Origin of the sequence: Hydrogenophaga sp. IBVHS1 (genome assembly GCF_002127265.1) — a bacterium.
In the GTDB taxonomy this organism is placed as follows: Bacteria; Pseudomonadota; Gammaproteobacteria; order Burkholderiales; family Burkholderiaceae_C; genus Hydrogenophaga.
The window spans coordinates 553,942-579,937 of sequence record NZ_NFUU01000001.1 but is presented as its reverse complement, the minus strand read 5'-3'; the positions used below and the strand labels follow the sequence as shown (position 1 = coordinate 579,937).

Sequence of the window (25,996 nt, the reverse complement as noted above, 5' to 3'; positions counted from 1 at the left end):
ATGCCCCCGCCCCGCAGCAAGATGAGAGCTATTCTCATCGCCGCATGCCGCACCGCAGCATGCGTCGGTGCTCCCGATTTCATAGCCAGAAGCGTGCCATGCGATGCGCACCGCAGTGGTACTTGCTTTGGTACTCATCTGCCTGCACACACCCCCGCGTTCGCAAGGGATAACCCTGAAGGTACAGCTCGATCTGTGCAACGTTGCGCCAGGCTGTCATGGCGCAATGCGACAAGTTGTCGCACGCGCCGCTTGCATCGAAGCGGACCAACATCCTGGTCAGGCGTCGGATTTGCCCCAATACCCAACTGATTTGGTCGACCTCCTCCGTAGAATGCCTGCGGTGGAGACCACCCTTTTTCCCCCCTCGCCCGAAAAGACGCTTGAAGGCTGGCCCGACTGGTCGATCCTGATCGTGGACGACGAGCAGGGCATGCTCAACTTTCTGGTCAAGACGCTGGCACCGCGCTGCCACTTCGTGATGAGCGCGGGCAGCGCCGAAGACGGCGCGCAATGGCTGCGCGGTCACCATGTGGACCTGGTGATCCTGGACATTTCCCTGCCCGGCAAGAGCGGCGTGGCGTGGCTCAAGGAACTCCGTGAACATGGCTTCAACGGCGAGGTGATCCTGATCACCGCCTTCGCCGATCTGGACACCGCCATCGAGGCGCTGCGCGCCGGCGCTTCCGATTTCATCCTCAAGCCCTTCCGGGTGCCGCAGATCCTCAATGCGGTGAAGCATTGTTACGAGCGTTCGCGCCTGCGGCGCGAGAACTTCGTGCTGCGCCGCGCGGTCAGCAGCACACCAGGGCGCAACGCGCTGGTGGGGTCGTCGCAGGCCATGCAGCGCTTGGGGCAGTCCATTGCACGAGTGGCGCCGGTCAACAGCACGGTGCTGCTTCAAGGCGAATCGGGCACCGGCAAGGAGCTGGTGGCGCGCGAGCTGCACGCCCTCAGCAGCCGCGCCGGTGGTCCCTTCGTGCCAGTCAATTGCGCGGCGGTGTCGCCCGAGCTGATCGAGAGCGAACTCTTCGGCCATGCCAAAGGCGCGTTCACTGGCGCCACCCGGGCACGCGATGGTCTCTTTCACTACGCGCAGGGCGGCACCTTGTTTCTCGACGAAATCGCCGAGCTGCCGCTGTCCATCCAGGCCACGCTGCTGCGCGCCATCGAAGACCTGAACATCCGGCCCGTGGGCAGCGAACAACTGGTGCCACTGAACCTGCGCATCGTGGCCGCCACCAACCGCCAGCTCAGCGAAGAAGTGGCCGCCGGCCGTTTCCGCAAGGACCTGTTTTTCCGCCTGCAGGTCGTCGATCTCACGCTGCCGCCGCTGCGCGAACACAAGGAAGACATCGCCGAACTGGTGGCGCACTTCATTGCCCAGCTCGCGCCTTCACTGGGTGTGGAGCCGCTCGTGATCACAGCGCAGGAAATGGACTTTCTGCGCCAGTACGACTGGCCGGGCAACGTGCGGGAACTTCGCAACCTCATCGAGCGCTCGTTAATTCTGGGCAGTCTCAACGTGTCAGCCCTCTACCCCGGCGTGAAGCCAGCGCCCGAGAGCGGCTCTGCGCCTGCCATGCCCACCGACCTCCACACGCTGGAGAAGCTGCACATCCTCACCGTGCTGGACTCGGTGCAGGGCGACAAGACGCGCGCGGCGCAGTTGCTCGGCGTATCGCGCCGCACGCTGGAGCGCCGCGTGGCCGAGTGGAACAGTTTGTGAGCCTTTGGCGAACGCCCCGCTGGCTCGCCAGTTCGGTTCGGAACAAGCTGCTGGCCATGGCGCTGCTGCCGCTGCTGGTGGCGTTTCCGCTGCTGGTGCTGGCGCTGGCGCTGTGGGGCAACGCGGCCTACGACCGGCTGCTGATCACCAAGGTGCGCAGCGATCTGGCGGTGGCGCATGGCTACTTCGATCAGGTGCTGAGCGAGGTGGGATCGGGCACCCAGGGCGTGGCCGCTTCGCAGGCGCTGTTTGCGGCACTCCGGCCGGCCAGCACCGCCGGCCAGCGCAACGGACTGAGCGATCAGCTCGCCCTGGCGCGGGAACGTCTCGGGCTGGACTTCCTGCTGCTGTACGACCCGCAAGGCCGACCGCTCGCGCGCGCGGTGCCCTCGGGCCTGAGCACTGCCGACACCACCGCACCCGTCCCACCCATGCCTGCGGCGTTGGGTCGCGCAGCGCAAGCGCGCACGGCGCGCTTGCTGGTGCTGGAGCCCGACGACCTGGCCGCGTTGGCGCCGCACCTGATGCCGCGCCTTCGCATTCCGCTCGTGGCCACGCGCAATGCCGCGCCCGCCACGCGAGACGCCGAGCACCGCGCCATGGTGATGCTGTCCACACACCCCGTGCTGGATGCAAGCGGTCGAACCATCGCGGTGCTGACAGGTGGTCTGCTGCTGAACCAGAACCTGGACTTCATCGACCACATCAACCGCATCGTGTATCCCGAAGGCTCGCTGCCCTTCGGCAGCCAGGGCACCGCCACGCTGTTCATGGACGACGTGCGAATCACCACCAACGTGCGCCTGTTCCAGGACCAGCGCGCCATTGGCACGCGGGTGTCGCAGACGGTGCGTGACGCGGTGCTGGGCCGGGGCCAGACCTGGCTGGACCGAGCTTTCGTGGTGAACGACTGGTATGTGTCCGCGTACGAGCCGCTGCTGGACGCACGCGAGCAACGCATCGGCATGCTGTACGTGGGCTACCTGGAAGCGCCGTTCCGGCTGGTGCGCTACGCCATGCTGGCCGCCATGGGCCTGATCTTTCTGGTGGTGATGGCGCTGTCTGCCTGGTTCTCGCTGCGCTGGGCGCGCAGCATCTTTCAGCCGGTGGAGCAGATGAACCGCACCATGCAGCTGGTGGAAGAAGGCCAGCCGCAGGCGCGCGTAGGTCCACTGCCAGCGCGCGACGAGCTCGGCGCATTGGCCGGGCACCTGGACCAGCTGCTCGACGTGATCGACGACAAGACCGAGGCTCTGCAACGCTGGGGCGATGAGCTGGACCACAAGGTCGCCGAGCGCACGCAGGAACTGGAAGCGAGCAACGCCTCGCTGCAACTGGCGCAGCAACAACTGGTAAAGAGCGAAAAGCTCGCCGCCATCGGCCAGCTCACAGCGAGCATCGCGCATGAAATCAACAACCCGATTGCGGTGATGCAGGGCAACCTGGACCTGATGCGCGAGACGCTGGGCAAAGCGAGCGAACCGGTGAGCTCCGAGCTGAAGTTGCTGGACGAGCAGGTGGAGCGCATGCGCATCATCGTGACGCAGTTGCTGCAATACGCACGACCCACGGAGTACGCGGGCTATGTGGAGACGCTGGACCTGAACCGCACGATGGAAGACTGCCTGGTGCTGGTGGGCCACCTGCTGGCGCAGACGAGCATTGCGGTGCAGCGCAACTTCAAGGCTACCTGCCGTGTGGCATGCAACCGGCAGGAACTGCAGCAGGTGATCATCAACCTGATGATCAATGCGATTCAGGCGATGCCACAGGGTGGCGAGTTGAAGCTGCTGACGCGGGACTGGTGGCCCGAGGGCAGCGAAGGTGGCAACGCCATCGGTGCTTTGCTGGTGGTGCAGGACAGCGGCGCCGGCCTCTCACCCGAGGTGCGCGATCGCCTGTTCCGACCCTTCTTCACGACGAAGAACGACGGCAATGGCCTGGGTTTGTGGATCAGCCAAGGGCTGGTGGAGCGTTACGGCGGTGGCATCAGCGCGGACAACCGGCCGGATACCTCCGGCGCCTCGTTCACCGTGCTGTTGTTGACCGAGCCTCGGGCGCCTGAGGCCGCACCTACCGGTGATGGGCGGCCTGGGGCTCTTTGAAACTCTCGCTATTCGACCTTGCGCCGAAAGCAACCACCTCAAACCAGCATGTCGAAGCCCTGAGATTCCACGCTCACGAACGCACGTGTGAATCCGGCGAGAGCTCCATAGAAGCGGGCCTTGGGATGCGCAGCAATCGCATCGCACATCTGCGGCACCCACGGCAGCACGTGCTTGGTGAAGAACTTCTGCTGCTGCGTGAGGTTGGCCACCTCCACCTCGTCTCCCGCGATGAGGTAGCGCATCACTTCGCTGATGTAGGCCACGTGGTCTTCGGTTTCTGGCATGGCTTCGTCGCGCGCCAGACCGAGTTCGGCGAGGTCGCTGCGCAGTGCCGCCAGCGGCTTCTCGTTCAGGAAGCCACTCAGGTAATGCGAACCGAAAAGATAGACCTCGGGTTTGCCAACGCCGCCAAACAGCGAGTCGTACTCGTTCGCCACAGCCTCGTCGTCCACCGCACGCGCAGCGGCCACGAGATCGCGCCAGGGTTCTTCCAGAAAACCACCGGCGGCCGGCGCTTCGGTCACCGCCACCCGCAGTTGCGCCATGAACTCCCGCGTGGGCGGCGCGTAGTAGAGGGCGGCGAGAAGACCATAGACCTCGGCGCGGGCGGTTTCTTCGTCCAGCGCGGAGGGCGAGACAGGAATGGCGTTGTTCATGGTGAGTGGCGAAGTCAGATATCTTGAATACGCGTTTCGCCGGGGTTGGAATAGAGATCCACCACGCGGCAATCGCCACACATTTTCAGGCGCTCCAGCGCCTCGCCCTGGAACATGGCGTGGCCCGAGAGTTTGGCGAGCATGACCTCGATGCCTTTCAAGGTGCCGAAGGGCTTGCTGCAACGTATGCATTGGTAGGGCTGAGCCTCGTTGAGCACGCGCAATTGCTTGCGCTGCTCGCCGAGCAACAGGCGCGGCTGCAGCGTGATGGCGTCTTCCGGGCAGGTACTGGCGCACAGGCCGCACTGCACGCAGTTCTTCTCGATGAAACGCAGCTGCGGGCGCTCGGTGTTGTCCTGCAGTGCGCTCGCCGGGCAGGCGCTCACACAGCTCAGGCAGAGTGTGCAGGTGTCCTTGTTGACGGCGATGGTGCCCAGCAGCGAGGCCTGTGGCAATGGGATCGCTTCCACCGAGGGGCGGTGGGCCACGCTGTCCTGCATGAGGTGATCCAGGGCCAGCTCAACCGTGGCGCGCTTTTCGGCCTGAATGGCAAAGGTAGCGCGGCGCTTCACGCTCTGAGCCGGCGCATCGCCCAGCATCGCGTCCAGCGCCTTCGCGTCGCGCGCCTCGATCAGCCGGAAGTGCTGGCCGCTGTAGCCCAGCCCGCTCAACACTGCTTGCGCCACCGCCATCTGCTCGCGCACCGCGTCGCGGTACTGCGGCGCTTCCTCGCCCGTCATCAGCACCCACACCTGCGACGCGCCGTAGGCAAAAGCCGAGAGCCACACGTCAAGCCCGATGGACGCCGTGTGCCACAGCGGCAGTGGAATCACGCGCGCCGGCACGCCGCGCACGCCCTTGCGGTCGAGCGAGGCCGCGCGGCCCAGCTCGCCGATGAGCGCGGCACCCGCTTCCTGGCTGTGCAGCAGCAGCGCAGTGTCCTTGCCACCGGCCTTGGCATACGTGGCCAGCACGGTACGGAGCTTCACGCCCTGCTCGCTCGCGCGCGGGTAGGCGTACGAGAGCGCGCCGGTCGGGCACACGGTGGTGCAGGCGCCGCAACCCACGCAGAGGTTGGGGTTGACGACGATCTGATTGCGCTTGATCTCGCTGCTGATCGCCAGCGCCGAGCAGATCTCCACGCAGGCATTGCAGCCCACCGTTTCGTTGCGGCCGTGCGCGCAAAGCTTCTGCTTGTAGGTGAAAAATTTGGGCTTTTCGAATTCACCCACCAGGTCGCGCAGCTTGATGACGGTGGCCATCGCGCTCGCATCCTGCAGACCGCCGGCCAGGTGAAAGTAACCCTGCGGATGTGCATGCTGCTCGAAGGCAGGTGCCTCGCGCAGATCGAGCACAACGTCGAACTGCTCGCTGTGTTCCTGCGGCTCGCGCTGGAAGTTGATGGCGCCCACCGATTCGCACGCTTTCACGCACGCACGGTGGCTGCGGCATTTGTCCATGTCGATCTGGTAGTCCAGACCAATGGCGTCTTCCGGGCAGACCGCCAGGCAGGCGTTGCAACGCGTGCAGAGGTCCAGGTCGATGGGGTTGTTGGTCTGCCACTGCACTTCGAAGGCACCGAGCCAGCCGCGCAACTGCTGCAACGCGCCAGCGATCACCGGGTACTGCCGCGCCTGCATGCCGGCGCCGCCCGTGGCCATGAGGCTGACCTCCAGCGTATCGGCCACCATGCCGGCGATGCGCTCGCTCTCGTCCAGCGCGCCGATGATCAGCAGGCGGCCCGAACTCTTGTAGGTGACGGTGGGTACGGGCTCGGCATCGGGCAGGCGTGCAGCGGCCAGCAGCGCGGCCATTTTGGGTGTGGCCTGCGCGGCCTCGCGGCCCCAGCCGCCAGTTTCACGGATGTTGACGAAGTGGATCGGCCGCACGTCCAGCGGCACCGCGCCCTCGGTCTCCTGCGAGAGTTCGGTGAAGAGTCGACTCTCCTGCGTGCAGGCCACCACCAGTTCTTCCTGGCTGCGGCAGGCGCGCTGGAACGCGGGCGCGTCGCGGCGGCACAGCGTGGTGTGCAGCGTCAGGTCTTCATCCAGCGCCTCGCCCAGAACCTTTGGGTTCAAGGGCATGGTCTGGTTGCAATTGCAGATCAGCGTGGTCATCGTGGGGCTTATGGGTATCGGAATCGGAATCGGAATCGGAAACGGAATCGAGATCGGAAGCATCGGCGGCGATGGCTTCCCCCGGCTCGACATCCGCATCAGGGGCGGTGGTGGTGACTTCGGCTTCCGCAGCGGCTGCGGTGTCCGGCAGGGCCGCCACCTTGGGCTTGTCCTCGGGGTCGTCCACCAGTTTCAGGAACTGCGCACCGACCATCTTGGCCATATCGGCCACAGACAGTGGACTGGGTTTGGAGTAGTCGTCGATGTAGATGTCGAGGCCGTCCATCACGTTGTAGTGCGGGTCGGTGAAAAGCTTCTTTACGGCGGCATTGCGCACATCTGCCGGCACGCCGCGCGCCACGAAGGCCGAGTAGTCCGACTCAGGGGTGAGGCGGGCCACGTCTTCCAGCGTGAGCACCGGAGGTGCCTCAGCGGCAGGTTGCTCAGGAAGGGGTTCTGCCTTCGGCACGGTCACCGGTGCCGCCACCACCACCACCACGGGCGCGGCAGGCGCCACAGGTGGCTCTGCCGGCAAAGGCTCGCCCGTGCGCACCTGCACCTTGCGGCGCGACCAGCGCGAGAAAAAGTTGCTGTCGTCTTCGGAGGCCATGGTCATTGCGCAGGTGGTCCGCCACCTCGAATCTTTTCAGTCGAAATTCGCACCGGCTGGCCGAAGCGATCGGTCAACGGCTTGAAGCTGTCGGGGCGCTTGCGCTTCTTTGGCTCGGGCTGGTAGGTGGCGTCCACGAAACCGCGCACCCACTCCACCACCTCGGCGGGTGCGGGCACTTGGTCCACACGCTCCTGCGCATCGAGCCAACGGCCTGCGTCGTGGTAGCTCAGCGTCACGATCTGCGGCACCGCCATGGCTTCACCGTCGAGCAGGCGCGCTTCGTCGGCACGCCAGAACACCCAGAAGCAGGGTTGCGGGCTGTTGAGATTGAGGAAGTAGCCCTCGGCATCGTCGCGGAACAACTCCACCCGAAAACGCGGAAACAACCAGTGCGTCGCCTGTGCACTGGCCTCGGTGCCATCCACGGGCTCTACCGCCTGCGGTTCGTGCGATTCGTTGGCGTCGGCCGGCCCGGTGTCTTCGGGTTCGGAGCGCAGCACCACATCGGCCAGCACCCAGCGCCAGGGCTGCCAGCGACTCATCGGCCCCACCACCGGTTCACGCCGCATCACCACGTCGACTTCGATCGCGGGACGGCTGCGTGCAGATACCGGGGTATGTTCAATCTTCATAAGAAGACCGCAATGTAAGCCATCCCCTGTCCGGCCGATTCCCGCCCGGTGGTTCACCCTGCCACGGGTGACGAAATGCGCGGGCAAACCCTAATAGGTTTCGAGATGGAGACGGCCTTCGCGCTTGAGTGAGGCGCCGATCGTTTCCCAGTTCAAACCGGCGCCCTGGGCCACATCACGCAGCGCCAGCACCACGCCCTCTTCCATGCTCTTCAGGCCGCACACATAGAAGAAGGTGTTCGGGTCCTGCAGCAGCAAGGCCAGGTCGGCGGCTCGCTCACGCATGGCGTCCTGCACATAGCGCTTGGGCGCACCGGGTGTTCGGCTGAAGGCGAAGTTGGTGTCGATGAAATCCTTGGGCAGGCTTTGCAACGGACCGAAGTACGGTAGCTCTTCCTGCGTGCGCGCGCCGAAAAACAGCATGAGCTTGCCGCCTTCAAACTTGCCCGAAGCGCGCAACCGTCGACGCCACTCCGTCATGGCGCGCATGGGTGCGCTGCCGGTGCCGGTGCAGATCATCACGATGTGGCTCTTCGGGTGGTTGGGCATGAGGAAGCTGGTGCCGAACGGCCCGATCACCTCCACCTTGTCGCCAACCTTCAGGTCACACATGAAGTTGCTGGCGACACCGCGCACGGGTTGGCCCTGGTGGTTTTCCAGCACCCGCTTGATGGTGAGCGAGAGGTTGTTGTAGCCCGGGCGTTCGCCATTGCGCGGGCTGGCGATGCTGTACTGGCGGGCGTGGTGGGCGCGTCCCGAGGCATCGGTGCCCGGCGGCACGACGCCGATGCTCTGACCTTCGAGCACCGGGAAGGGCATGGCACCGAAATCCAGCACGATGTGGTGGGTGTCGTAATCGCCGCCAGCGGTTTTCCCGACTTCGGTCACGCGCACATTGCCGGTCACGGTGGCGGTCACGGTCTTCTGCGCGGCCTTGGGACCGTAGAGGTTGGTGTAGGCGTGGGCAGCCGACCAGGGCGGCAGCGTGGCACCGAAAGCCGAGGCGTTGAAGAGTTCCTGTCCGGAGGGGTCGGGCTGGCTGGCGGGGGCTTGGGCAGGCTGAGCATGAGCGGTGGGGCCTTCGCTCAGGCCTTCCAGTTCCTCCGGCGGCAACTCGGCCGGCAGCTCGTCCCAGGTGAGCTGCTCTTCCGGCGTATAGGCGCGCACGCGCGGCATGGTGCGCCAGTTGTCGATGGAGCCCGTGGGGCACGGCGAGATGCAGGCCATGCAAAGGTTGCACTTCTCGGCATCGACCACGTAGTTGCGGTCGTCGTGCGTGATCGCCTGCACCGGACAAGTGGCCTCGCAGGTGTTGCACCGGATACAGATCTCGGGATCGATCAGGTGCTGCTGAATGACAGCGCTGTTGGTAGCCATGTCCATCGTTTGTCTCCTGCACCTTCACCCCAACCCTCTCCCGTCAACGGGAGAGGGAGTAAATCACTCAATTAAAGCGCACGTATTCGAAATCGACGGGCTGGCGGTTGATACCCATGACGGGAGGTGCGATCCAGTTGGCAAACTTGCCGGGATCGACCACACGGCCCATCAGGCTGGCCACGAACGCTCGGTCGGATTCGCTGGGCAACCAGTTGTTCCGGTTGGCATTCCACTCGGCTTCGGAAACCACGCGGCCGTCGGGCGCCACCTTTACGCCCTTGAGCAGGCCGATGTTGCGGTGGAAAGCCTTGTGCGGGACGGTCAGGCGCACGGGAATGCCCGCCTTTTCGATCACCTTGTTCCAGCGCTCGACACCCCCCACGCTGTCCTTGATGTAATCGTCGCGCAGGACTTCGTTGAGCGCGTTGAGCATCGGCACTTCCTTTTCAATCAGTTGGCCGTTCTGCACATTGAGCACGCGGTAGGTCTGGCCCTTGAGCACGTGGTCGTCGGCACGCTTGCCCTCTTCATACCGACCCTTGAGACCGGTGGAGTAGAAGGTGGCGGCGTTGCTCGATTCATCGGCACCAAACAGGTCGATGGTCACCGAAAAGTGGAAGTTCAGGTAACGCTGGATGGTCGGCAGATCGATCACGCCGGCGGCGCGCAGTTTGGCGGGATCATCGGTCTTCAATTCGTTCATCACCTGGCAGGTGCGGTTGATCACGCGGCTCACGCCCGACTCACCCACGAACATGTGGTGCGCTTCTTCGGTCAGCATGAACTTGGTCGTGCGGGCGAGCGGATCGAAGCTGCTTTCGGCCAGGGCGCAGAGCTGGAACTTGCCATCGCGGTCGGTGAAGTAGGTGAACATGAAGAAGCTCAGCCAGTCGGGTGTTTCTTCGTTGAAAGCTTCCAGGATGCGGGGGTTGTCGGCGTTGCCGCTGTTGCGCTCCAGCAAGGCTTCACCTTCTTCGCGGCCGTCCTTGCCAAAGTACTTGTGAAGCAGGTAGACCATGGCCCAGAGGTGGCGGCCTTCTTCGACATTGACCTGGAACAGGTTGCGCAGATCGTACTGACTCGGGGCCGTCAGGCCGAGGTGGCGCTGCTGTTCGACCGATGCAGGTTCGGTGTCGCCTTGCGTCACGATGATGCGGCGCAGGTTCGCGCGGTATTCGCCAGGGATGTCCTGCCAGGCGGCCTCGCCCTTGTGGTCACCGAAGTGGATCTTGCGGTCCTGTTCGGCCGGGTTCAGGAAGATGCCCCAACGGTAATCGGGCATCTTCACATGGCCAAACTGCGCCCAGCCTTGCGGGTCCACGCTGACCGCAGTGCGCAGGTACACATCGAAGTTCTGCGAGCCGTCCGGGCCCATGTCGTCCCACCACTTGAGGTAGTTGGGCTGCCATTGCTCCAGCGCGCGCTGCAGCGTGCGGTCTTCGCTCAGGTTGACGTTGTTCGGGATCTTGTCGCTGTAGTCGATGGTGGACATGAGGGTCTCCTGGGTGGTGTTTCGAAATCCGTTCGCCCTGAGCTTGTCGAAGGGCTCACACGGAAGTGGTTGGCAAGGGCTTCGACAGGCTCAGCCCGAACGGAATGGGTCGGGTTGCTCGGTAATCGTGCTCAAACTCTGTTCATGTCGAACTGCGCCTTGTCGCCTTTGCCATAGACCTTCAAGGCGCCCTTCTCGCCCACGGCGTTGGGGCGAATGAAGATCCAGTTCTGCCAGGCGGTAAGCCGTCCGAAGATGCGCGTGGCCATGTTTTCTTTCTGTGCGAAACGCAGGTTGGCTTCAAGGCCCGTGAGCGCGTCGGGCGACATGGACGCCCGCTCCTCGAGTGCCATGCGCACCTCGTCGGCCCAGTCGATGTCGTCGGGGGCTGCGGTCACCAGGCCGAGCGCCAGCGCAGCGTCGGCGTCGAGCGCCTTGCCGATGGCACCGCGTGCAGCCTCCATGGGTTCCACTTCTTCGTAGAAGCGGCGCTGCAGGCGCGACTGGTCGTTCACCATCGGCAGATAGCCGAAGTTGAATTCGTCGAGCTGCAGCTTGGGCGCGGCATCGGCGTCGTCGGGCAGGGCGAGCATGTAGGCGCGGTCGGCGCAGAAGGCCAGCTCGGCGAGCGAGCCCGCGAAGCAGGATCCCGACTCAATCAGCGCGAACAGGCTGCGAGAAGACACATCGAGGCGCGCGAAGGTGCGGCGCATGAGGCCAAGGGTCTCGCGCACCAGCCAGTGGTCCTTGTTGGCCAGCATCAGCGCATCACTGGCCAGCACGGCGGCGGCGTCGCCTTCGGTCTTCAGCAGCCAGGTACCGATGTCGAGCTCGTTGGTGCGCAGGCACAGGATGGCGTCGTCCAGCTCGCGCGCCATCTGCAGCGGCCACCAGGCGGCGCCTGCGGCCTCGATGCCGGCGATGTCGGTGGGCTGCGCGCCAGTGGGCGCCTTCACGGTGATCGTGGCGCTGCGCTTGCTGCGGTCAATGGCCACGTTCACATGCGCGTAGCCCAGGCCGTCGGCGCTGTCGGTGCGCTGAATGCGTGTCAAGGCCACACCCTTGCCTGCAGCGGGGCGGTCGCTCTTGGCAGCCAGCGCATCCGCCCGTTCCTTCACATGTGCAGCAAACTGCTGCGGCTTGGCGATGGAGTCGACCAGTCGCCAGTCCACCGCCTTCTTGCCGCGCACACCCTCGCTCGTGGTGCAGAAGATGTCGGCCAGGTCGTGGCGCACATGGCGCTTGTCGGTCACGCGCGTGAGGCCGCCGGTGCCGGGCAACACGCCGAGCAAAGGTACTTCGGGCAGCGACACGGCCGAAGAGCGGTCGTCCACCAGCACGATCTCGTCGCAAGCCAGTGCCAGCTCGTAGCCACCGCCAGCGCAGGCGCCGTTGAGCGCGGCAACAAACTTCAGGCCGCTGTGCTTCGAGGAGTCCTCGATGCCGTTGCGCGTTTCGTTCGTGAACTTGCAGAAGTTGACCTTCCACCCGTGGCTCGAGAGTCCGAGCATGAAGATGTTGGCGCCCGAGCAGAACACACGGTCCTTGCCGCTGGTGACGACCACGGTGCGCACTTCGGGGTGTTCAAACCGCACGCGGTTGAGCGCGTCGTGCAGCTCGATGTCCACACCCAGGTCGTAGCTGTTGAGCTTGAGCTTGTAGCCGGGGCGGATGCCGGCGTCTTCGTTGATGTCCACCGACAGCGTGGCAATGGGGCCATCGAAAGCCAGTTTCCAGTGGCGGTACTGGCTGGGGTCGGTGCGGTAGTCGACGGTGGTCGGGGTGGTGATGGCGGTGGCGCTCATGGGTCTTTGTCTCCGGGGCGGTGGTCTCAGGCAGCTTGGGTGGCTGCGGCGGATCAGGCCCGACAACCCACCACTACACGCGGGCTCGAACCTGTTGATGTGAATAATAATTCACAAAGTCAAAAGCGTCAATGCACTTTTATGCATGTTACGCCGGCAGGTCAATCAAGACTCTCACCTGTTCGCGCAAGGCGATGAAAGCGTCGTCCAGCGGGTAGGCGCTGGTGTTGAAGTTCATGTCGGCCTTGGAGTAGAAGGCCGAACGCCCGGCCAGAATGCGCTTCAAATCTTCCATGGCTTCGCGGCTCGCGGCCATGGGGCGCATGTCACCCTGCGCGGCCACACGGCCCATGTGGTCGGCCGGGTCGGCCTGCAGCCACACCGTGGTGCAGTGCGACAGCAGCAGGTTGAAATTGGCCGCATCTGAAACCAGCCCACCGGGTGTGGCGATCACCACTTCCGGGTAGATCTGGATCGTCTCCTCCAGCGCGCGACGCTCGTAGCGGCGGTAGGCCGGCGTACCGTAGAGGGAGTGAATCTCGTTGATGCTGCAGCCGGCGAACTTCTCGATCTCGCGGCTCAGTTCGACGAAGGCAAAACCGAGGTCGTCGGCCAGGCGCTGGCCCAGCGTGGACTTGCCCGCGCCGCGCAAGCCAATCAGCGCGATGCGCGCCTTGCGACTCGGGTCGCCGCCCGGCATGGCACCACCGCCCAGCAACCCACCGATGGCGATGCGTGCGCGCCGCAGGTCCGATTCGCTGCGCTTTTCAAGCAACTCGCGGATCAGCAGCCACTCAGGTGAGCTTGTGCTCACATCACCCAACAACTCAGCAAGTGAACATTGCAGTGCCTGGGCCACCTGCAGCAACACCAGGATCGACGCGTTGCCGGTCCCGTATTCCAGGTTCGCCAGATGGCGCTCGGAGACATCGGCGGCCAGTGCCACCGCCTTGCGCGTCATGCCCCGGCGAGAGCGCAGCGTGCGCACCCGCTCGCCGAGCGACACCAGAAATGGATGGCGCGGCTCCTCGGCTGCCTGCTCGGCAGGCCGGCTGGCAGAAGCCATCACGCTGGAGTCGGCTGCATCCATGGCGAACGGTGCTTTCTAAAGTGTCGAAACTGGAGGGATAACCCTTGGAGGCCTTGCCAATCCGGGAAGCATGCACTTTAATGCACACTTCGCGGCAAGCAAGATAGTGCATTTATAGCGCCATTCGATGACCGCGAACAGCCCTGACTTCCCGGGGCCCCTTCTGGAGACACCATGAACACCACCCTGCTCGCCAACCACCTGGGCGGCCAGTGGCACACCGCCACCGACGCCGGTACACCCTTGTTCGACCCCGTTCTAGGCACCGAACTGGTCCGTGTGGGCAACAACGGCCTGGATCTGGGTGGCGGATTCCGCTTCGCCCGCGAAGAAGGCGGGCAAGCCCTTCGCGCCCTCACCTACGGCCAGCGTGCCGCGATGCTCTCCGCCATCGTCAAGGTGCTGCAGGCCAACCGGGACGCCTACTACGAGATCGCCACCGCCAATTCGGGCACCACCGCGAAAGATTCGGCGGTCGACATCGACGGCGGCATCTTCACCCTGGGCTACTACGCGAAACAGGGTGAGGCCTTGGGTGAGGCGCGTGCCTTGCTGGATGGCGAACGCATCCGCATGGGCAAGGACCCGGTGTTCCAGACCCAGCACATCCTGCAGCCCACGCACGGCGTGGCGCTTTTCATCAACGCCTTCAACTTTCCGAGCTGGGGTTTGTGGGAAAAGGCCGCGCCCGCCCTGCTCTCTGGCGTGCCGGTGATCGTGAAACCCGCCACCGCCACGGCCTGGCTCACCCAGCGCATGGTGAAGGACGTGATCGACGCCGACATCCTGCCGCCCGGAGCTCTCTCGGTGGTGTGCGGCTCGTCAGCCGGCCTGATGGATCAGTTGCAGCCTTTCGATGTGGTGTCGTTCACCGGTTCAGCCGACACGGCTCGCGTCATCCGCAGCCACCCCGCCGTGGCTGAGCGGTCCGTGCGTTGCAACATCGAAGCCGACAGCCTCAACAGCGCGCTGCTCGACCCGGCCGCCACAGCCGACAGCGAAGCCTTCAATTTGCTGGTGAGCGAGGTGGTGCGCGAGATGACGGTGAAGGCGGGCCAGAAGTGCACGGCAATCCGCCGTGTGTTCGTGCCGCGGGCGTTGTACGACGCCGCCGCCCAGGCCATCGGCGCGAAGCTCACGAAAACCAGCGTGGGCAACCCGCGCAATGAAACCGTGCGCATGGGTTCGCTGGTGAGCCAGGAACAGAAGGCGAGTGTGATCGCAGGCATCGCCAGGCTGCGCACCGAAGCCGAGGTGCTGTTTGATGGCAGTGGTGCCGCGCTGGTGGATGCGGACGCGGCCGTGGCGGCCTGCGTGGCGCCGGTCTTGCTGGGATCGCGCGAACCCGCCAAGGCGAAGGTGCTGCACGAGGTGGAAGTGTTTGGTCCCGTGGCCACGCTCATGGCCTACGACAGCATCGAACAGGCCCATGAACTCATCCGCCGTGGCGAGGGCTCGCTGGTGTGTTCCGTCTACAGCGCCGATCCCGCCTTCATCGCCAGCGCCGCGCTCGAACTCGGCTCGGCCCATGGGCGCGTTCACGCCATCTCGCCCGACGTGGCAGCCAGCCAGAGCGGGCATGGGAATGTGATGCCGATGTCGCTGCACGGTGGCCCGGGACGCGCAGGCGGCGGCGAAGAGCTGGGTGGCCTGCGCGCTCTGGCCTTCTACCACCGCCGCAGCGCCGTGCAGGCCAGCAGCGCCGCGCTGGACGCGCTGGCTGCCTCGGCGGTAGCCTTCAAATATTGAGCCGCCGAGGAGACACACCATGACCAACACCGCCGCACCACCCGAACGCTTCAACTTCGCACGCCACCTGCTCGAACTCAATGCCGGCCGCGCGCAGAAAACAGCGCTGATCGACGACCAGGGATCGATCACCTACGGGCAGCTCGCCGATCAGGTGCAACGCTTCTCGGGTGCGTTGTCTGCGCTGGGCCTGCGGCGCGAAGAGCGCGTGCTGCTGCTGATGCACGACAGCAGCGACTGGGTGGTGGCCTTCCTCGGCGCGCTGCACGCGGGCGTGGTGCCGGTGGCGGTGAACACCTTGCTCACGGCCCAGGACTACGCCTACATGCTGGCCAACAGTCGGGCGCATGCCGTGCTGGTGTCGGCAGCGCTGCTGCCGACGCTGCGAACCGCGCTGGCTGCGAACCCGAACGAGGTGCGCCACCTCATCGTCTCGCGGGCCACCGAAGCGCTGCCGCAGGGCGCGCACGATTTCGCCAGTCTGGTGGCGCAGAGTGCGCCGGCACCAGCGGCCGACACGCACGGGGACGAGCCTGCCTTCTGGCTCTACTCCAGCGGGTCCACCGGAGCACCCAAAGGCACGGTTCATACACAGGCCAACCTGTACTGGACGGCCGAGCTCTATGGCAAGGCGGTGCTCGGCCTGCGCGAGGACGATCTGGTGTTCTCTGCCGCCAAGCTGTTCTTCGCCTACGGCCTCGGCAACGCGCTCAGTTTCCCGCTCAGCGTGGGGGCGAGCGTGGTGCTGATGGCCGAGCGGCCCACGCCGCAGGCCTGCTTCAAGCGCTTCGTGGATCTGAAACCCACGGTGTTCTACGGCGCCCCCACGGGCTATGGCGGCATGCTGGCCAGCCCGGATCTGCCGAAGAAGAGCGATGTGGCATTGCGCCTGTGTTCGTCGGCCGGTGAAGCCTTGCCGCAAGACATCGGCCAGCGCTGGACGAACCACTTCGGCGTGGAAATCATCGACGGCATCGGCTCCACCGAAATGCTGCATGTGTTCCTCTCCAACCGGCCCGGCGACGTGCGCTACGGGACCACCGGCAAGCCGGTACCGGGCTACGAGATCGAGCTGCGCGGTGAAGACGGGAGTCCGGTGCCCGATGGCGAGATCGGCGACCTCTACATCAAGGGCCCGAGTGCCGCGCTGATGTACTGGAACAACCGTGACAAAAGCCGCGACACCTTTCAGGGCGGCTGGACCAAGGCTGGCGACAAGTACACGCGCGACGCCGATGGCTACTGCACCTACGCGGGTCGCAACGACGACATGCTGAAAGTCAGCGGCATCTATGTGAGCCCGTTTGAAGTGGAGGCCACCCTGGTGCAACACCCGGCCGTGCTCGAAGCCGCCGTGATCGGCAAACAGGACGCCGACGGCCTGACCAAGACCAAGGCCTTCGTGGTGCTGAAGGCTGGTTCGCAAGCCACGGAAGCCGAGCTGCAGGCCTTCGTGAAGGAAAAGCTGGCGCCCTACAAATACCCTCGCTTCATCGAGTTCCTGCCTGAACTGCCCAAAACGGCGACCGGGAAGATCCAGCGGTTCCGGTTGAGGGAAAAGGAAAGCGGGGCGGCTTGAGGACTCAGGTGTCCTTCGACACCTTGATCGAAGGAAACTTCGACGAAAAATCCTTCGCCTTGGCCGCGATCTTGATCGCCACCTGCCGCGCCACCGTCTTGTAAAGCCCCGCGATCTCACCTTCAGGATCGGCCACCACGGTGGGCATGCCGCTGTCGGCCTGCACGCGGATGCTCATGTTCAGCGGCAGTGCGCCCAGGTAATCCATGCCGTATTCGGCGGCCATGTTCTTGCCGCCATCCATACCGAAGATGTGTTCCACGTGGCCGCATTCCGGGCACACGTGCACGGCCATGTTCTCCACGATGCCCAGAATCGGCACCCCAACCTTCTCGAACATCTTGATGCCTTTGCGGGCGTCGAGCAGGGCAATGTCCTGGGGCGTGGTGACGATCACCGCGCCGGTGAGCGGCACGCGCTGAGAAAGCGTGAGCTGGATGTCGCCCGTGCCGGGGGGCATGTCGACGATGAGGTAGTCGAGGTCTTTCCAGTTGGTCTGGCGCAGCAGCTGCTCCAGCGCCTGGGTGGCCATGGGGCCGCGCCAGATCATGGCTTCGTCGCGGTCGATTAAAAACCCGATGGAGATGACCTGCACACCGTAGTTCTCCAGCGGCTCCATGGTCTTGCCGTCCTCGCTCTCGGGTCGGCCTTCCACGCCCATCATCATGGGCTGGCTGGGGCCGTAGATGTCGGCGTCCAGAATACCGACCTTGGCACCCTCGGCCGCCAGCGCCAGTGCCAGGTTGACGGCGGTGGTGCTCTTGCCCACGCCGCCCTTGCCTGAGGCCACGGCGATGATGTTTTTCACGTTGGGCATGAGCTGCACGCCACGCTGCACGGCGTGGGCGGTGATCTTTGTCGTGACGTTGACCGACACGTTGTCCACGCCGGGCACCGACTTGGCTGCGGCAATGAGCGCACGGCGCAGCGCCGGAATCTGGCTCTTCGCCGGGTAGCCCATCTCCAGATCGAAGGCCACGTCGCCGTCGCCAACCTGCAGATTCTTCAGCGCCCTGGTGGACACGAAGTCCTGGCCGGTGTTCGGGTCGGTCACGGCTTGCAGCGCGGTCAACAGCGCCTGGGAATCAACGGCCATGGGGAAATGTCTCCAGAGGGGAAAGGGAATGCACGTTATCGGGCGAGCGGGGAAGAGTCTAACGTCCCACTTCTGCGGGGGCCAGGCACACAGTCACCAATGATGGCATCGGCCCGTAAAATGGCCGGTTCCCCGACAGAAAGCCCCTTCCCATGAGCCAGCCGCGACGCCTGTTCGTCACCACCGCCCTGCCCTACGCCAACGGCCACTTCCACATCGGCCACATCATGGAATACATCCAGGCCGACATCTGGGTGCGGTTCCAGCGCATGCAGGGGCACGAGGTGAGCTTTGTCTGCGCCGACGACGCGCACGGCGCGCCGATCATGATCGCCGCCGACAAGGCCGGCAAGACGCCGCAGCAGTTCGTGGCGGACATCGCTGCCGGCCGCAAGCCCTATCTGGATGGCTTTCACATCGGTTTCGACAACTGGCACAGCACCGACGCGCCGGAAAACCACGCGCTGGCGCAAGACGTGTACCGCGCGCTCAAGGCCAATGGCCTGATCGAAACGCGCACGATCGAGCAGTTCTTCGACCCCGAGAAGAACATGTTCCTGCCTGACCGGTTCATCAAGGGCGAGTGCCCCAACTGCCATGCCAAGGACCAGTACGGTGACAACTGCGAGGTCTGCGGCAAGGTCTACAGCCCGACCGACCTGATCAAGCCGTACTCCGCGCTCTCTGGCGCGAAGCCGGAGCTGCGGAACTCGGAACACTTTTTCTTCAAGCTCTCCGACCCGCGCTGCCTCGAATTTCTCGACCAGTGGACGCAAAGCGGCGCGGTACAGCCCGAGGTGCTGAACAAGATCAGCGAGTGGATCGAGCCTGATGAATCGGGCAAGACCAAGCTGGGCGACTGGGACATCAGCCGCGACGCGCCTTACTTCGGCATCGAGATTCCAGATGCACCGGGCAAGTACTTCTATGTGTGGCTGGACGCCCCCATCGGCTACCTGGCGTCGCTGAAGAACCTGTTCGACAAGACCGGTCGCGACTTTGAAGCCTTCATGGCCGATCCGACCACCGAGCAGTTCCACTTCATCGGCAAGGACATCATCACCTTCCACACGCTGTTCTGGCCGGCGATGCTGAAGTTCAGCGGCCGCAAGGTGCCCACCGCGGTGTTCGTGCACGGTTTCCTCACTATCAACAACGGCGAAAAGATGAGCAAGAGCCGGGGCACCGGCCTCGATCCCCTGAAGTACCTCAGTCTGGGCATGAACCCCGAGTGGCTGCGTTACTACCTGGCCGCCAAGCTCAGCGCCCGCAATGAAGACGTGGATTTCACGCCCGACGATTTCATGGCCCGGGTCAACAGCGACCTGATCGGCAAGTACATCAACATCGCCTCGCGCGCGGCGGGGTTCATTGCCAAACGTTTCGAGGGCAAGCTGGGCGAAGTGTCCGCCGATGGCGATGCCCTGATCGATCACCTGCAAAGCGCCGCGCCGTCCGTGGCGGAGCTGTACGCCGAGCGGGAATACGGCAAGGCGCTGCGCGAGATCATGCTGCTGGCCGACCGCGTGAATGCTTACGTGGACCAGAACAAGCCCTGGGAACTCGCCAAGCAGGCGGGCATGGACACCCGGCTGCACGATGTGTGCACCACCTGCATCGAGGCCTTTCGCCTGCTCACGCTGTACCTCAAGCCGGTGCTGCCCGCGCTCGCGGCACAGGTGGAGGCGTTCCTGCAATCGCCCCCGCTGGGGTTTGCCGACACCGCACGCCTGCTCGGCAAGGGCCACGCAATCAATACCTACCAGCACCTCATGCAGCGCGTGGACGTGAAGCAACTTGAAGCGCTGTTTGAACCACCACCGGCGCCCGCCGTGGCGGCCACGGTGCCCGGCGGTGAGCCCATCGCCGACACCATCACCATCGACGATTTCTCAAGGATCGACCTGCGCATCGCACAGATCGTGAATTGCGAGCCGGTGGAAGGCTCGACCAAGCTGCTGCGCCTCACGCTCGACGTGGGCGAAGGCCGCATGCGCAACGTGTTCAGCGGCATCGCCAGCGCCTATGCGCCCGAAGACCTGGTGGGCAAGTTCACCGTGATGGTGGCCAACCTGGCGCCGCGCAAGATGAAGTTCGGCGTGAGCGAAGGCATGGTGCTCGCCGCCAGCCACGCCGACGAAAAGGCCGAGCCGGGCATTCACATCCTTAACCCCTGGCCAGGCGCCACGCCTGGCATGCGGGTGCGCTGAGCGGCCCCTTGTTCAAGCCGATCCGCGGTTTCACCAGTCTGCAGCGCACGCCGCAGACCGACCTCAAGCTCGGCTCGGTGCTGGCCTTCGTGGCGGGCGCCGCCAATGCCGGCGGCTTTCTGGCGGTGGGCCAGTACACCTCGCACATGACCGGCATGGTCTCGTCGGTGGCCGACCACCTGGTGCTCGGCCGCTTCACGCTGGCGCTGGCCGGTGTGGGCGCGGTGCTGGCTTTTCTGCTGGGCGCCATGACCACGGCCTGGCTGGTGAACTGGGGCATGCGGCATGAGCTGCGCAGCGCCTACGGCCTGCCGCTGATCCTGGAAGCAGCCGCTCTGCTCGTGTTCGGGCTGTTCGGCGCGGCCATTGGCTTCATGACGCCGGTGTTCCTGCCGCTCACCGTGGTGCTGCTGTGTTTCATCATGGGATTGCAGAACGCGGTGATCACCAAGATCTCGCGCGCAGTCATCCGCACCACCCACGTGACCGGTCTCATCACCGACCTCGGCATCGAGCTCGGCAAGCTGCTGTATGTGAACCGGCAGGGGGGCGGTGCACCGGTGCAGGCCGACCGGCACCGCCTGCGCGTGCATGGCCAGCTGGTGGCCTGCTTCTTCGTGGGAGGTCTCGCGGGTGCGCTGGGCTTCAAATACCTGGGTTTCATCAGCACCGTGCCGCTGGCGCTGATGCTGCTGCTGCTGGTGATGCGCCCTGCGCTGGACGACTGGCAGCGCCTGCGCGCGGCCTGAGTCGCTCACTTCCTACTTCGGATCGATTTCGGGATCGCGCATCGACCCGGTGGACACCACCCGCAGGTCGCGGTCGAAGACCACTGTGAAGATTTTCGAGTCGCCAGGATTGGGGCCGTCGAGGTATCGCCAGTCGTAGTGGGTTTCGCGCTTGAGGTCGTAGGTGGTGACCTTCATCGGCTTGCCCAGCATGCGGCGCACCGCCTCCATCGGCATGCCGGGCACCACCTGCTTGAAGTTCTGTGGCGTGAGCACCTGCCGCAGGGCAGCCATCCGCCCATCGGGCCCGATGGTGATCATGTAGTTGCGGTGGCCGGCAGGCTGGCGGTTGTATTCGTAGATCTGGCCGCCGTCCTCCGCTTCCCAGACCGCCTCCGGCGCGCCGAATCGCTCGCGGACGTCTGCCTCGGTGGACACGCCCTCTTCCAGCTCGCTGATGTTCTGGGGATCGCAGCCGCTGATGAGCCATGCACAGGCCATGAGCAGCACGGGCCAACTCCATCGCTTCCAGGCAGCTTGCATGCGGATCCTCTTCAAAGCAGAAAAATTCAGTTTAGTCGCGCTGGTGCCAGCCGCCGATCTGTCAGCCTCATGAACGGTTGCGAAAGGTAACATGCCCCATGTTCCAAGGATTGCCTCCCCTTGCACCCTTCCGGCCGCGCCTGCTGCAGGATATGAAGGGCTACAACCGGGACAAGCTGGTGCGCGACGTCGGCGCTGGCGCCACGGTGGGCATCGTGGCGCTGCCCCTCGCCATGGCTTTTGCCATTGCCAGTGGACTCAAGCCCGAGGCCGGTCTGTGGACCGCCATCATCGCGGGCTTCCTCATCTCTGCCCTGGGCGGCACCTCCATGCAGATTGGTGGGCCGGCCGGCGCCTTCATCGTCATCGTCTACGGCATCGTGGAACGCTACGGCGTGGCCAACCTGCTCATTGCCACTGCCAGCGCCGGCGTGCTGCTGTTCCTCATGGGCCTGTTCCGGCTTGGTTCGCTGGTGCGATACGTGCCAGTGAGCGTGGTGATCGGCTTCACCAACGGCATTGCGGTGCTCATCGCACTCTCGCAGGTGCGCGATTTGCTGGGGCTGGACATCGCGAAGATGCCCGCGAGCTTCTTCGGCCAGATCAACACCATGGCACTCCATATTCAGAGCTTCAACGTGTTTGCGTTTGTGCTGGGTGCGCTGTGTGTGCTGGGCCTCTTCATATGGCCCAGGCTGTGGGCGGTGGATTCACAGTTCCGCCGCCAGCTGAAATCGATCGAGACCGTGAGCGCGCTCAGGGCCACTTCTCGCATTCCCGGCCCGGTGGTAGCGCTGGTCACGCTCTCCCTGCTGGCCTGGGTGCTGGCCCTGCCGGTGGAGACCATCGGCACGCGTTTTGGCGGCATCCCCCAGGGCGCACCGGCCTTCGCGTTGCCCGACTTTTCCTGGGAAACCGTGCGCCTGCTGGTAACACCCACGCTCACCATCGCCATGCTGGGGGCCATCGAATCCCTGCTCTGCGCCCGCGTGGCCGACCAGCTGGGCGACGCACCCAAGCACGATCCCAACCAGGAGCTCATGGCCCAGGGCATTGCCAACGCCGTGGTGCCGTTCTTCGGCGGCATGCCGGCCACGGGCACGATTGCACGCACAGTGACCAACATCCGATCTGGCGCCGCATCACCGGTGGCCGGCATGGTGCACGCGCTCACCCTGGCCGCCGTGGTGCTGCTGGCGGCCCCGCTGGCGTTTCACATTCCGCTGGCGGTGCTGGCGGGTGTGCTGCTGTTCGTGGCCTGGAACATGGGGGAATGGCGCGAGTTCGCCCGCCTGAAGCAGTTCAGCAACCACTACCGGCTGATGATGCTCTCCACCTTTGCGGTGACCATCGTTTTCGACCTCACCGTGGCGGTGGAGCTCGGGCTGGTACTGGCCGTGGTGCTGTTCGTTCGGCGCCAGAGCTCGATCTTCCGCGCCGAACCGGTGGCGCGCACCGAACAGCAGCTCACCTACAAGCTCTATGGCTCGCTGTTCTTCGGTGCCGTGGCCAAGATCGACCCCATCGTGACCGAGGTGGAGCGTTCGCCCGAACCGGTCAATGTGATGCTCGATGCCAGCCACATGATCTCGCTCGACACCACCGGACTGGACGCGCTGGAGCAACTGCACAAGGCGGTTCACAAGCGTGGTGGCCAGCTGGGGATGGTGGGCCTGCACGAGCAGCCGCGCTCGCTGATCGAGCGATCGGGCTTTGCGACCCGCCTGCACACCTGTCAGTAGCACACCGCTAAAATCCCCTCTTTCCTCTGCGCTGGCCCCGGCCGCCCACCATGTCCTTCTTCCGCCGCCCCGACTACACCTCCGACGCGACCCAGTTCATTGAGTCGCTCAAGCAGAAAAAGCCTTCGCTGGAGCAGGAGCAACGCAAAGGCCGCGCGCTGCTGTGGGACAAGCAGATCGACCGCGAATTCCAGTCCAGGGCCGAAGCCGCTCGCGTGCCGCAGCAGCCCTACGTCTACCAGACCGGCTCCGACCACACCTGAGTGCCGGAATGAACGGCGAGCCCCACATGCTCGACGAGGCCCCCCAGGGCCTGGACGCGGTGCTGCCCAGCGTGGTGGACCACGTGGCGCTGGCCCGCCTGTATGGCGAGCCGCTGTTCGCGATGCCGCGCGATCTCTACATCCCACCCGATGCGCTGCAGATTTTCCTGGAAGCCTTCGAGGGCCCGCTCGACCTGCTGCTCTACCTGATCCGCAAGCAGAACTTCAACATCCTCGACATCCCAATGGCGGCGGTCACCCGCCAGTACCTCACCTACGTGGATGAGATCCGTGCCAGCAACCTGGAGCTGGCGGCCGAGTACCTGCTGATGGCGGCCATGCTGATCGAGATCAAGTCGCGCATGCTGCTGCCTCCGAAGAAGGTGGCCGAGGGCGAGGAACCCGAAGACCCGCGCGCCGAGCTGGTGCGCCGCCTGCTGGAATACGAGCAGATGAAGCTGGCTGCGCAGCGCCTGGCCGACTGCCCGCAGTACGGCCGTGATTTCCTGCGCGCCCAGGTCTACGTGGAGCAGGCGCTGGCACCACGTTTCCCGGACGTGAACGCCGTCGACCTGCAAAGCGCCTGGCGCGACATCCTCAGGCGCGCCAAGCTCGTGCAGCATCACAAGATCAGCCGCGAAGAACTCTCGGTTCGCGAACACATGAGCATCGTGCTGCGCCGCCTGCAAGGCCGCAAGTTCGTCGAGTTCGGTGAACTGTTCGACCCCACACACGGGTCCCCCGTGCTGGTGGTCACTTTCATCGCCATGCTGGAGCTGGCCAAGGAAACGCTCATCGAGCTGACCCAGGCCGAAGCCTTCGCCCCCATCTACGTTCGCCTGGCCTACACACCTGCATGACCGATCTGCACCGTTTCGACGTCCTCATCATCGGCAGCGGCCTGGCGGGCCTCACCACCGCCCTGCACCTGGCCTCCACCCACCGCGTGGCGGTGGTCACCAAGCGCGCGCTTACCGACGGTTCCAGCAACTGGGCCCAGGGCGGCATTGCCGCCGTGCTGGCCGAGGGTGACAGCTACGCCTCGCACGTGGACGACACGCTGGTGGCAGGCGCCGGCCTGTGCGACCTGGAGGCGACGCGCTTCACCGTGGAAAACGCGCCCGCGGCGATCGCCTGGCTGCAAGAGCTCGGGGTGCCTTTTTCCACCGAGGGCGGCGAGCTGCACCTCACCCGCGAGGGCGGCCACAGCCACCGCCGCATCGTGCATGCGGCCGACGCCACCGGCGCAGCGGTGCAGGCCACGCTGATCGAGCGCGTGCTCGCCACGCCGGCCATCCAGGTGTTCGAGCACCACATGCTGGTCGACCTCATCACCGACCGCAAACTCACCGGCCACGACCCGGCGCCGCATGCGGCCGAACGCTGCCACGGCGCCTACGTGCTCGACACCGTGCGCGACGAGGTCGTGACCTTCAGCGCCACCCACACCGTGCTAGCCACCGGTGGCGCAGGCAAGGTGTACCTCTACACCACCAACCCCGACACCGCGACCGGCGACGGCATTGCCGCCGGCTGGCGCGCGGGCTGCCAGGTGGGCAACATGGAGTTCATCCAGTTCCACCCCACCTGCCTGTACCACCCGCACGCCAAGAGCTTCCTGATCTCCGAGGCCGTGCGCGGTGAAGGCGGCTTGCTCAAGTTGCCAGCCTCCCACGGTGGCCACCGCTTCATGCCCGACCACGATCCGCGCGCCGAACTGGCACCGCGCGACGTGGTGGCCCGCGCGATCGACTTCGAGATGAAGAAGCATGGCCTGGACTGCGTGCACCTGGACATCTCCCACCAGTCGCCCGAATTCCTGCGTGAGCACTTTCCCAACATCCTGGCGCGCTGCGCCGAACTGGGCATCGACATCACGAAGGAGCCGATCCCCGTGGTGCCTGCGGCGCATTACACCTGCGGCGGCCTGGTGACCGACCTCACCGGCAGCACCGGCATCGCCGGCCTGTACGCCGTGGGCGAGACGACCTGCACCGGCCTGCACGGTGCCAACCGCTTGGCCAGCAATTCGCTGGTGGAGTGCATGGTGTTCGCTCAGGGTGCCGTGGGCGCGATTCGCAGCGCATCGGGCGCCCCGGCCCCCGCCATGCCCTTGTGGGACGACAGCCGCGTGACCGACGCCGACGAGCTGGTGGTGATTTCCCACAACTGGGACGAGTTGCGCCGCTTCATGTGGGACTACGTGGGCATCGTGCGCACCGACAAACGCCTGGAGCGCGCCGCGCACCGCATCTCGCTGCTGCAGGCCGAAATTCACGAGTTCTATTCCAGGTTCCATGTCACACGCGATCTGCTGGAACTGCGAAATCTGGTGCAGGTGGCCGACCTGATCGTGATGTCGGCCATGATGCGGCACGAAAGCCGCGGCCTGCACTTCAGCCGCGACTACCCAGAGCTGTTGCCGGAAGCGAAGCCGACCATCCTGGTGCCGCCGGCGAGGTAA

General features: G+C 65.0%; 20 protein-coding genes. 10 read left to right on the top strand and 10 right to left on the bottom strand.

Going from position 1 to position 25,996, the window contains the following annotated elements; all coding sequences use genetic code 11:
* Positions 1 to 334: 334 nt before the first annotated feature.
* Positions 335 to 1,729 carry a sigma-54 dependent transcriptional regulator gene (locus CAP37_RS02895; protein ID WP_086122785.1) on the top strand — a complete coding sequence of 465 codons (1,395 nt, stop codon included), beginning with the start codon at positions 335 to 337 and terminating at the stop codon, positions 1,727 to 1,729.
* Entirely contained in the window at positions 1,726 to 3,834 is a 2,109-nt protein-coding gene (locus CAP37_RS02890; RefSeq protein ID WP_256926861.1) for a cache domain-containing protein, read from the top strand. Before CAP37_RS02895 ends, CAP37_RS02890 begins: the two co-directional genes overlap by 4 nt.
* Before the next feature lie 38 nt (positions 3,835 to 3,872).
* On the opposite strand, the gene CAP37_RS02885 is transcribed toward CAP37_RS02890, so the two are convergent.
* From CAP37_RS02885 to CAP37_RS02850, 8 genes are all read right to left on the bottom strand, one after another.
* Positions 3,873 to 4,493, bottom strand: coding sequence for a molecular chaperone (locus CAP37_RS02885; protein ID WP_086122784.1), 621 nt, complete (start codon positions 4,491 to 4,493; stop codon positions 3,873 to 3,875).
* Between the two features lie 14 nt (positions 4,494 to 4,507).
* Positions 4,508 to 6,577, bottom strand: a complete 2,070-nt coding sequence (locus CAP37_RS02880; protein WP_086122783.1) for a 4Fe-4S binding protein — start codon at positions 6,575 to 6,577, stop codon at positions 4,508 to 4,510.
* Positions 6,537 to 7,220, bottom strand: coding sequence for a DUF3306 domain-containing protein (locus CAP37_RS02875; protein ID WP_086124788.1), 684 nt, complete (start codon positions 7,218 to 7,220; stop codon positions 6,537 to 6,539). The genes CAP37_RS02880 and CAP37_RS02875 overlap by 41 nt, the downstream gene beginning before the upstream one ends.
* Positions 7,221 to 7,222: 2 nt before the next feature.
* Positions 7,223 to 7,855 carry a DUF3305 domain-containing protein gene (locus tag CAP37_RS02870; RefSeq protein ID WP_086122782.1) on the bottom strand — a complete coding sequence of 211 codons (633 nt, stop codon included), beginning with the start codon at positions 7,853 to 7,855 and terminating at the stop codon, positions 7,223 to 7,225.
* A gap of 90 nt (positions 7,856 to 7,945) precedes the next feature.
* Positions 7,946 to 9,238 carry a benzoyl-CoA 2,3-epoxidase subunit BoxA gene (gene boxA, locus CAP37_RS02865; protein WP_086122781.1) on the bottom strand — a complete coding sequence of 431 codons (1,293 nt, stop codon included), beginning with the start codon at positions 9,236 to 9,238 and terminating at the stop codon, positions 7,946 to 7,948.
* Between the two features lie 61 nt (positions 9,239 to 9,299).
* Positions 9,300 to 10,727 carry a benzoyl-CoA 2,3-epoxidase subunit BoxB gene (gene boxB / locus CAP37_RS02860; protein WP_086122780.1) on the bottom strand — a complete coding sequence of 476 codons (1,428 nt, stop codon included), beginning with the start codon at positions 10,725 to 10,727 and terminating at the stop codon, positions 9,300 to 9,302.
* A gap of 131 nt (positions 10,728 to 10,858) precedes the next feature.
* Positions 10,859 to 12,532 (bottom strand): 2,3-epoxybenzoyl-CoA dihydrolase, encoded by a 1,674-nt coding sequence (gene boxC / locus CAP37_RS02855; RefSeq protein ID WP_086122779.1) that lies wholly within the window; start codon positions 12,530 to 12,532, stop codon positions 10,859 to 10,861.
* A gap of 148 nt (positions 12,533 to 12,680) precedes the next feature.
* Positions 12,681 to 13,622, bottom strand: a complete 942-nt coding sequence (locus CAP37_RS02850; protein ID WP_086122778.1) for a helix-turn-helix transcriptional regulator — start codon at positions 13,620 to 13,622, stop codon at positions 12,681 to 12,683.
* 174 nt (positions 13,623 to 13,796) lie between these two features.
* On the opposite strand from CAP37_RS02850, the gene CAP37_RS02845 reads away from it, so the two are divergent.
* Positions 13,797 to 15,371 (top strand): 3,4-dehydroadipyl-CoA semialdehyde dehydrogenase, encoded by a 1,575-nt coding sequence (locus CAP37_RS02845; protein WP_086122777.1) that lies wholly within the window; start codon positions 13,797 to 13,799, stop codon positions 15,369 to 15,371.
* A 19-nt stretch (positions 15,372 to 15,390) separates the two neighbouring features.
* On the top strand, positions 15,391 to 16,950 hold the full coding sequence (locus CAP37_RS02840; protein ID WP_086122776.1) for a benzoate-CoA ligase family protein: 1,560 nt from the start codon (positions 15,391 to 15,393) through the stop codon (positions 16,948 to 16,950).
* A gap of 4 nt (positions 16,951 to 16,954) precedes the next feature.
* Here the strand turns inward: CAP37_RS02840 and apbC are convergent, their stop codons facing one another.
* Positions 16,955 to 18,046, bottom strand: a complete 1,092-nt coding sequence (gene apbC / locus CAP37_RS02835) for an iron-sulfur cluster carrier protein ApbC (protein ID WP_086122775.1) — start codon at positions 18,044 to 18,046, stop codon at positions 16,955 to 16,957.
* Between the two features lie 152 nt (positions 18,047 to 18,198).
* Between apbC and metG the strand changes: the two genes are divergently transcribed.
* Together metG and CAP37_RS02825 are read left to right on the top strand one after the other, a co-directional pair.
* Positions 18,199 to 20,256: a methionine--tRNA ligase gene (metG, locus tag CAP37_RS02830; protein WP_086122774.1), complete on the top strand. Its 2,058-nt coding sequence runs from the start codon at positions 18,199 to 18,201 to the stop codon at positions 20,254 to 20,256.
* 8 nt (positions 20,257 to 20,264) lie between these two features.
* Entirely contained in the window at positions 20,265 to 21,005 is a 741-nt protein-coding gene (locus tag CAP37_RS02825; protein ID WP_086122773.1) for a YoaK family protein, read from the top strand.
* Positions 21,006 to 21,017: 12 nt separating this feature from the next.
* Here CAP37_RS02825 and bamE read toward each other — a convergent pair whose 3' ends face one another.
* Positions 21,018 to 21,527: an outer membrane protein assembly factor BamE gene (gene bamE / locus CAP37_RS02820; protein ID WP_256926860.1), complete on the bottom strand. Its 510-nt coding sequence runs from the start codon at positions 21,525 to 21,527 to the stop codon at positions 21,018 to 21,020.
* A 98-nt stretch (positions 21,528 to 21,625) separates the two neighbouring features.
* Between bamE and CAP37_RS02815 the strand changes: the two genes are divergently transcribed.
* Genes CAP37_RS02815 through nadB form a run of 4 tightly spaced genes read left to right on the top strand, consistent with a single transcriptional unit; the run spans position 21,626 to position 25,996 of the window.
* The gene (locus CAP37_RS02815) at positions 21,626 to 23,269 is read left to right on the top strand and encodes a SulP family inorganic anion transporter (RefSeq protein ID WP_086122772.1); all 1,644 of its coding nucleotides are present in this window, start codon (positions 21,626 to 21,628) and stop codon (positions 23,267 to 23,269) included.
* Between the two features lie 50 nt (positions 23,270 to 23,319).
* Positions 23,320 to 23,532: a DUF3460 family protein gene (locus CAP37_RS02810; protein ID WP_086122771.1), complete on the top strand. Its 213-nt coding sequence runs from the start codon at positions 23,320 to 23,322 to the stop codon at positions 23,530 to 23,532.
* An 8-nt stretch (positions 23,533 to 23,540) separates the two neighbouring features.
* Entirely contained in the window at positions 23,541 to 24,392 is an 852-nt protein-coding gene (locus tag CAP37_RS02805; protein ID WP_086122770.1) for a ScpA family protein, read from the top strand.
* A complete protein-coding gene (nadB, locus tag CAP37_RS02800; RefSeq protein WP_086122769.1) occupies positions 24,389 to 25,996 on the top strand; it encodes an L-aspartate oxidase in 1,608 nt (535 codons plus the stop codon). Before CAP37_RS02805 ends, nadB begins: the two co-directional genes overlap by 4 nt.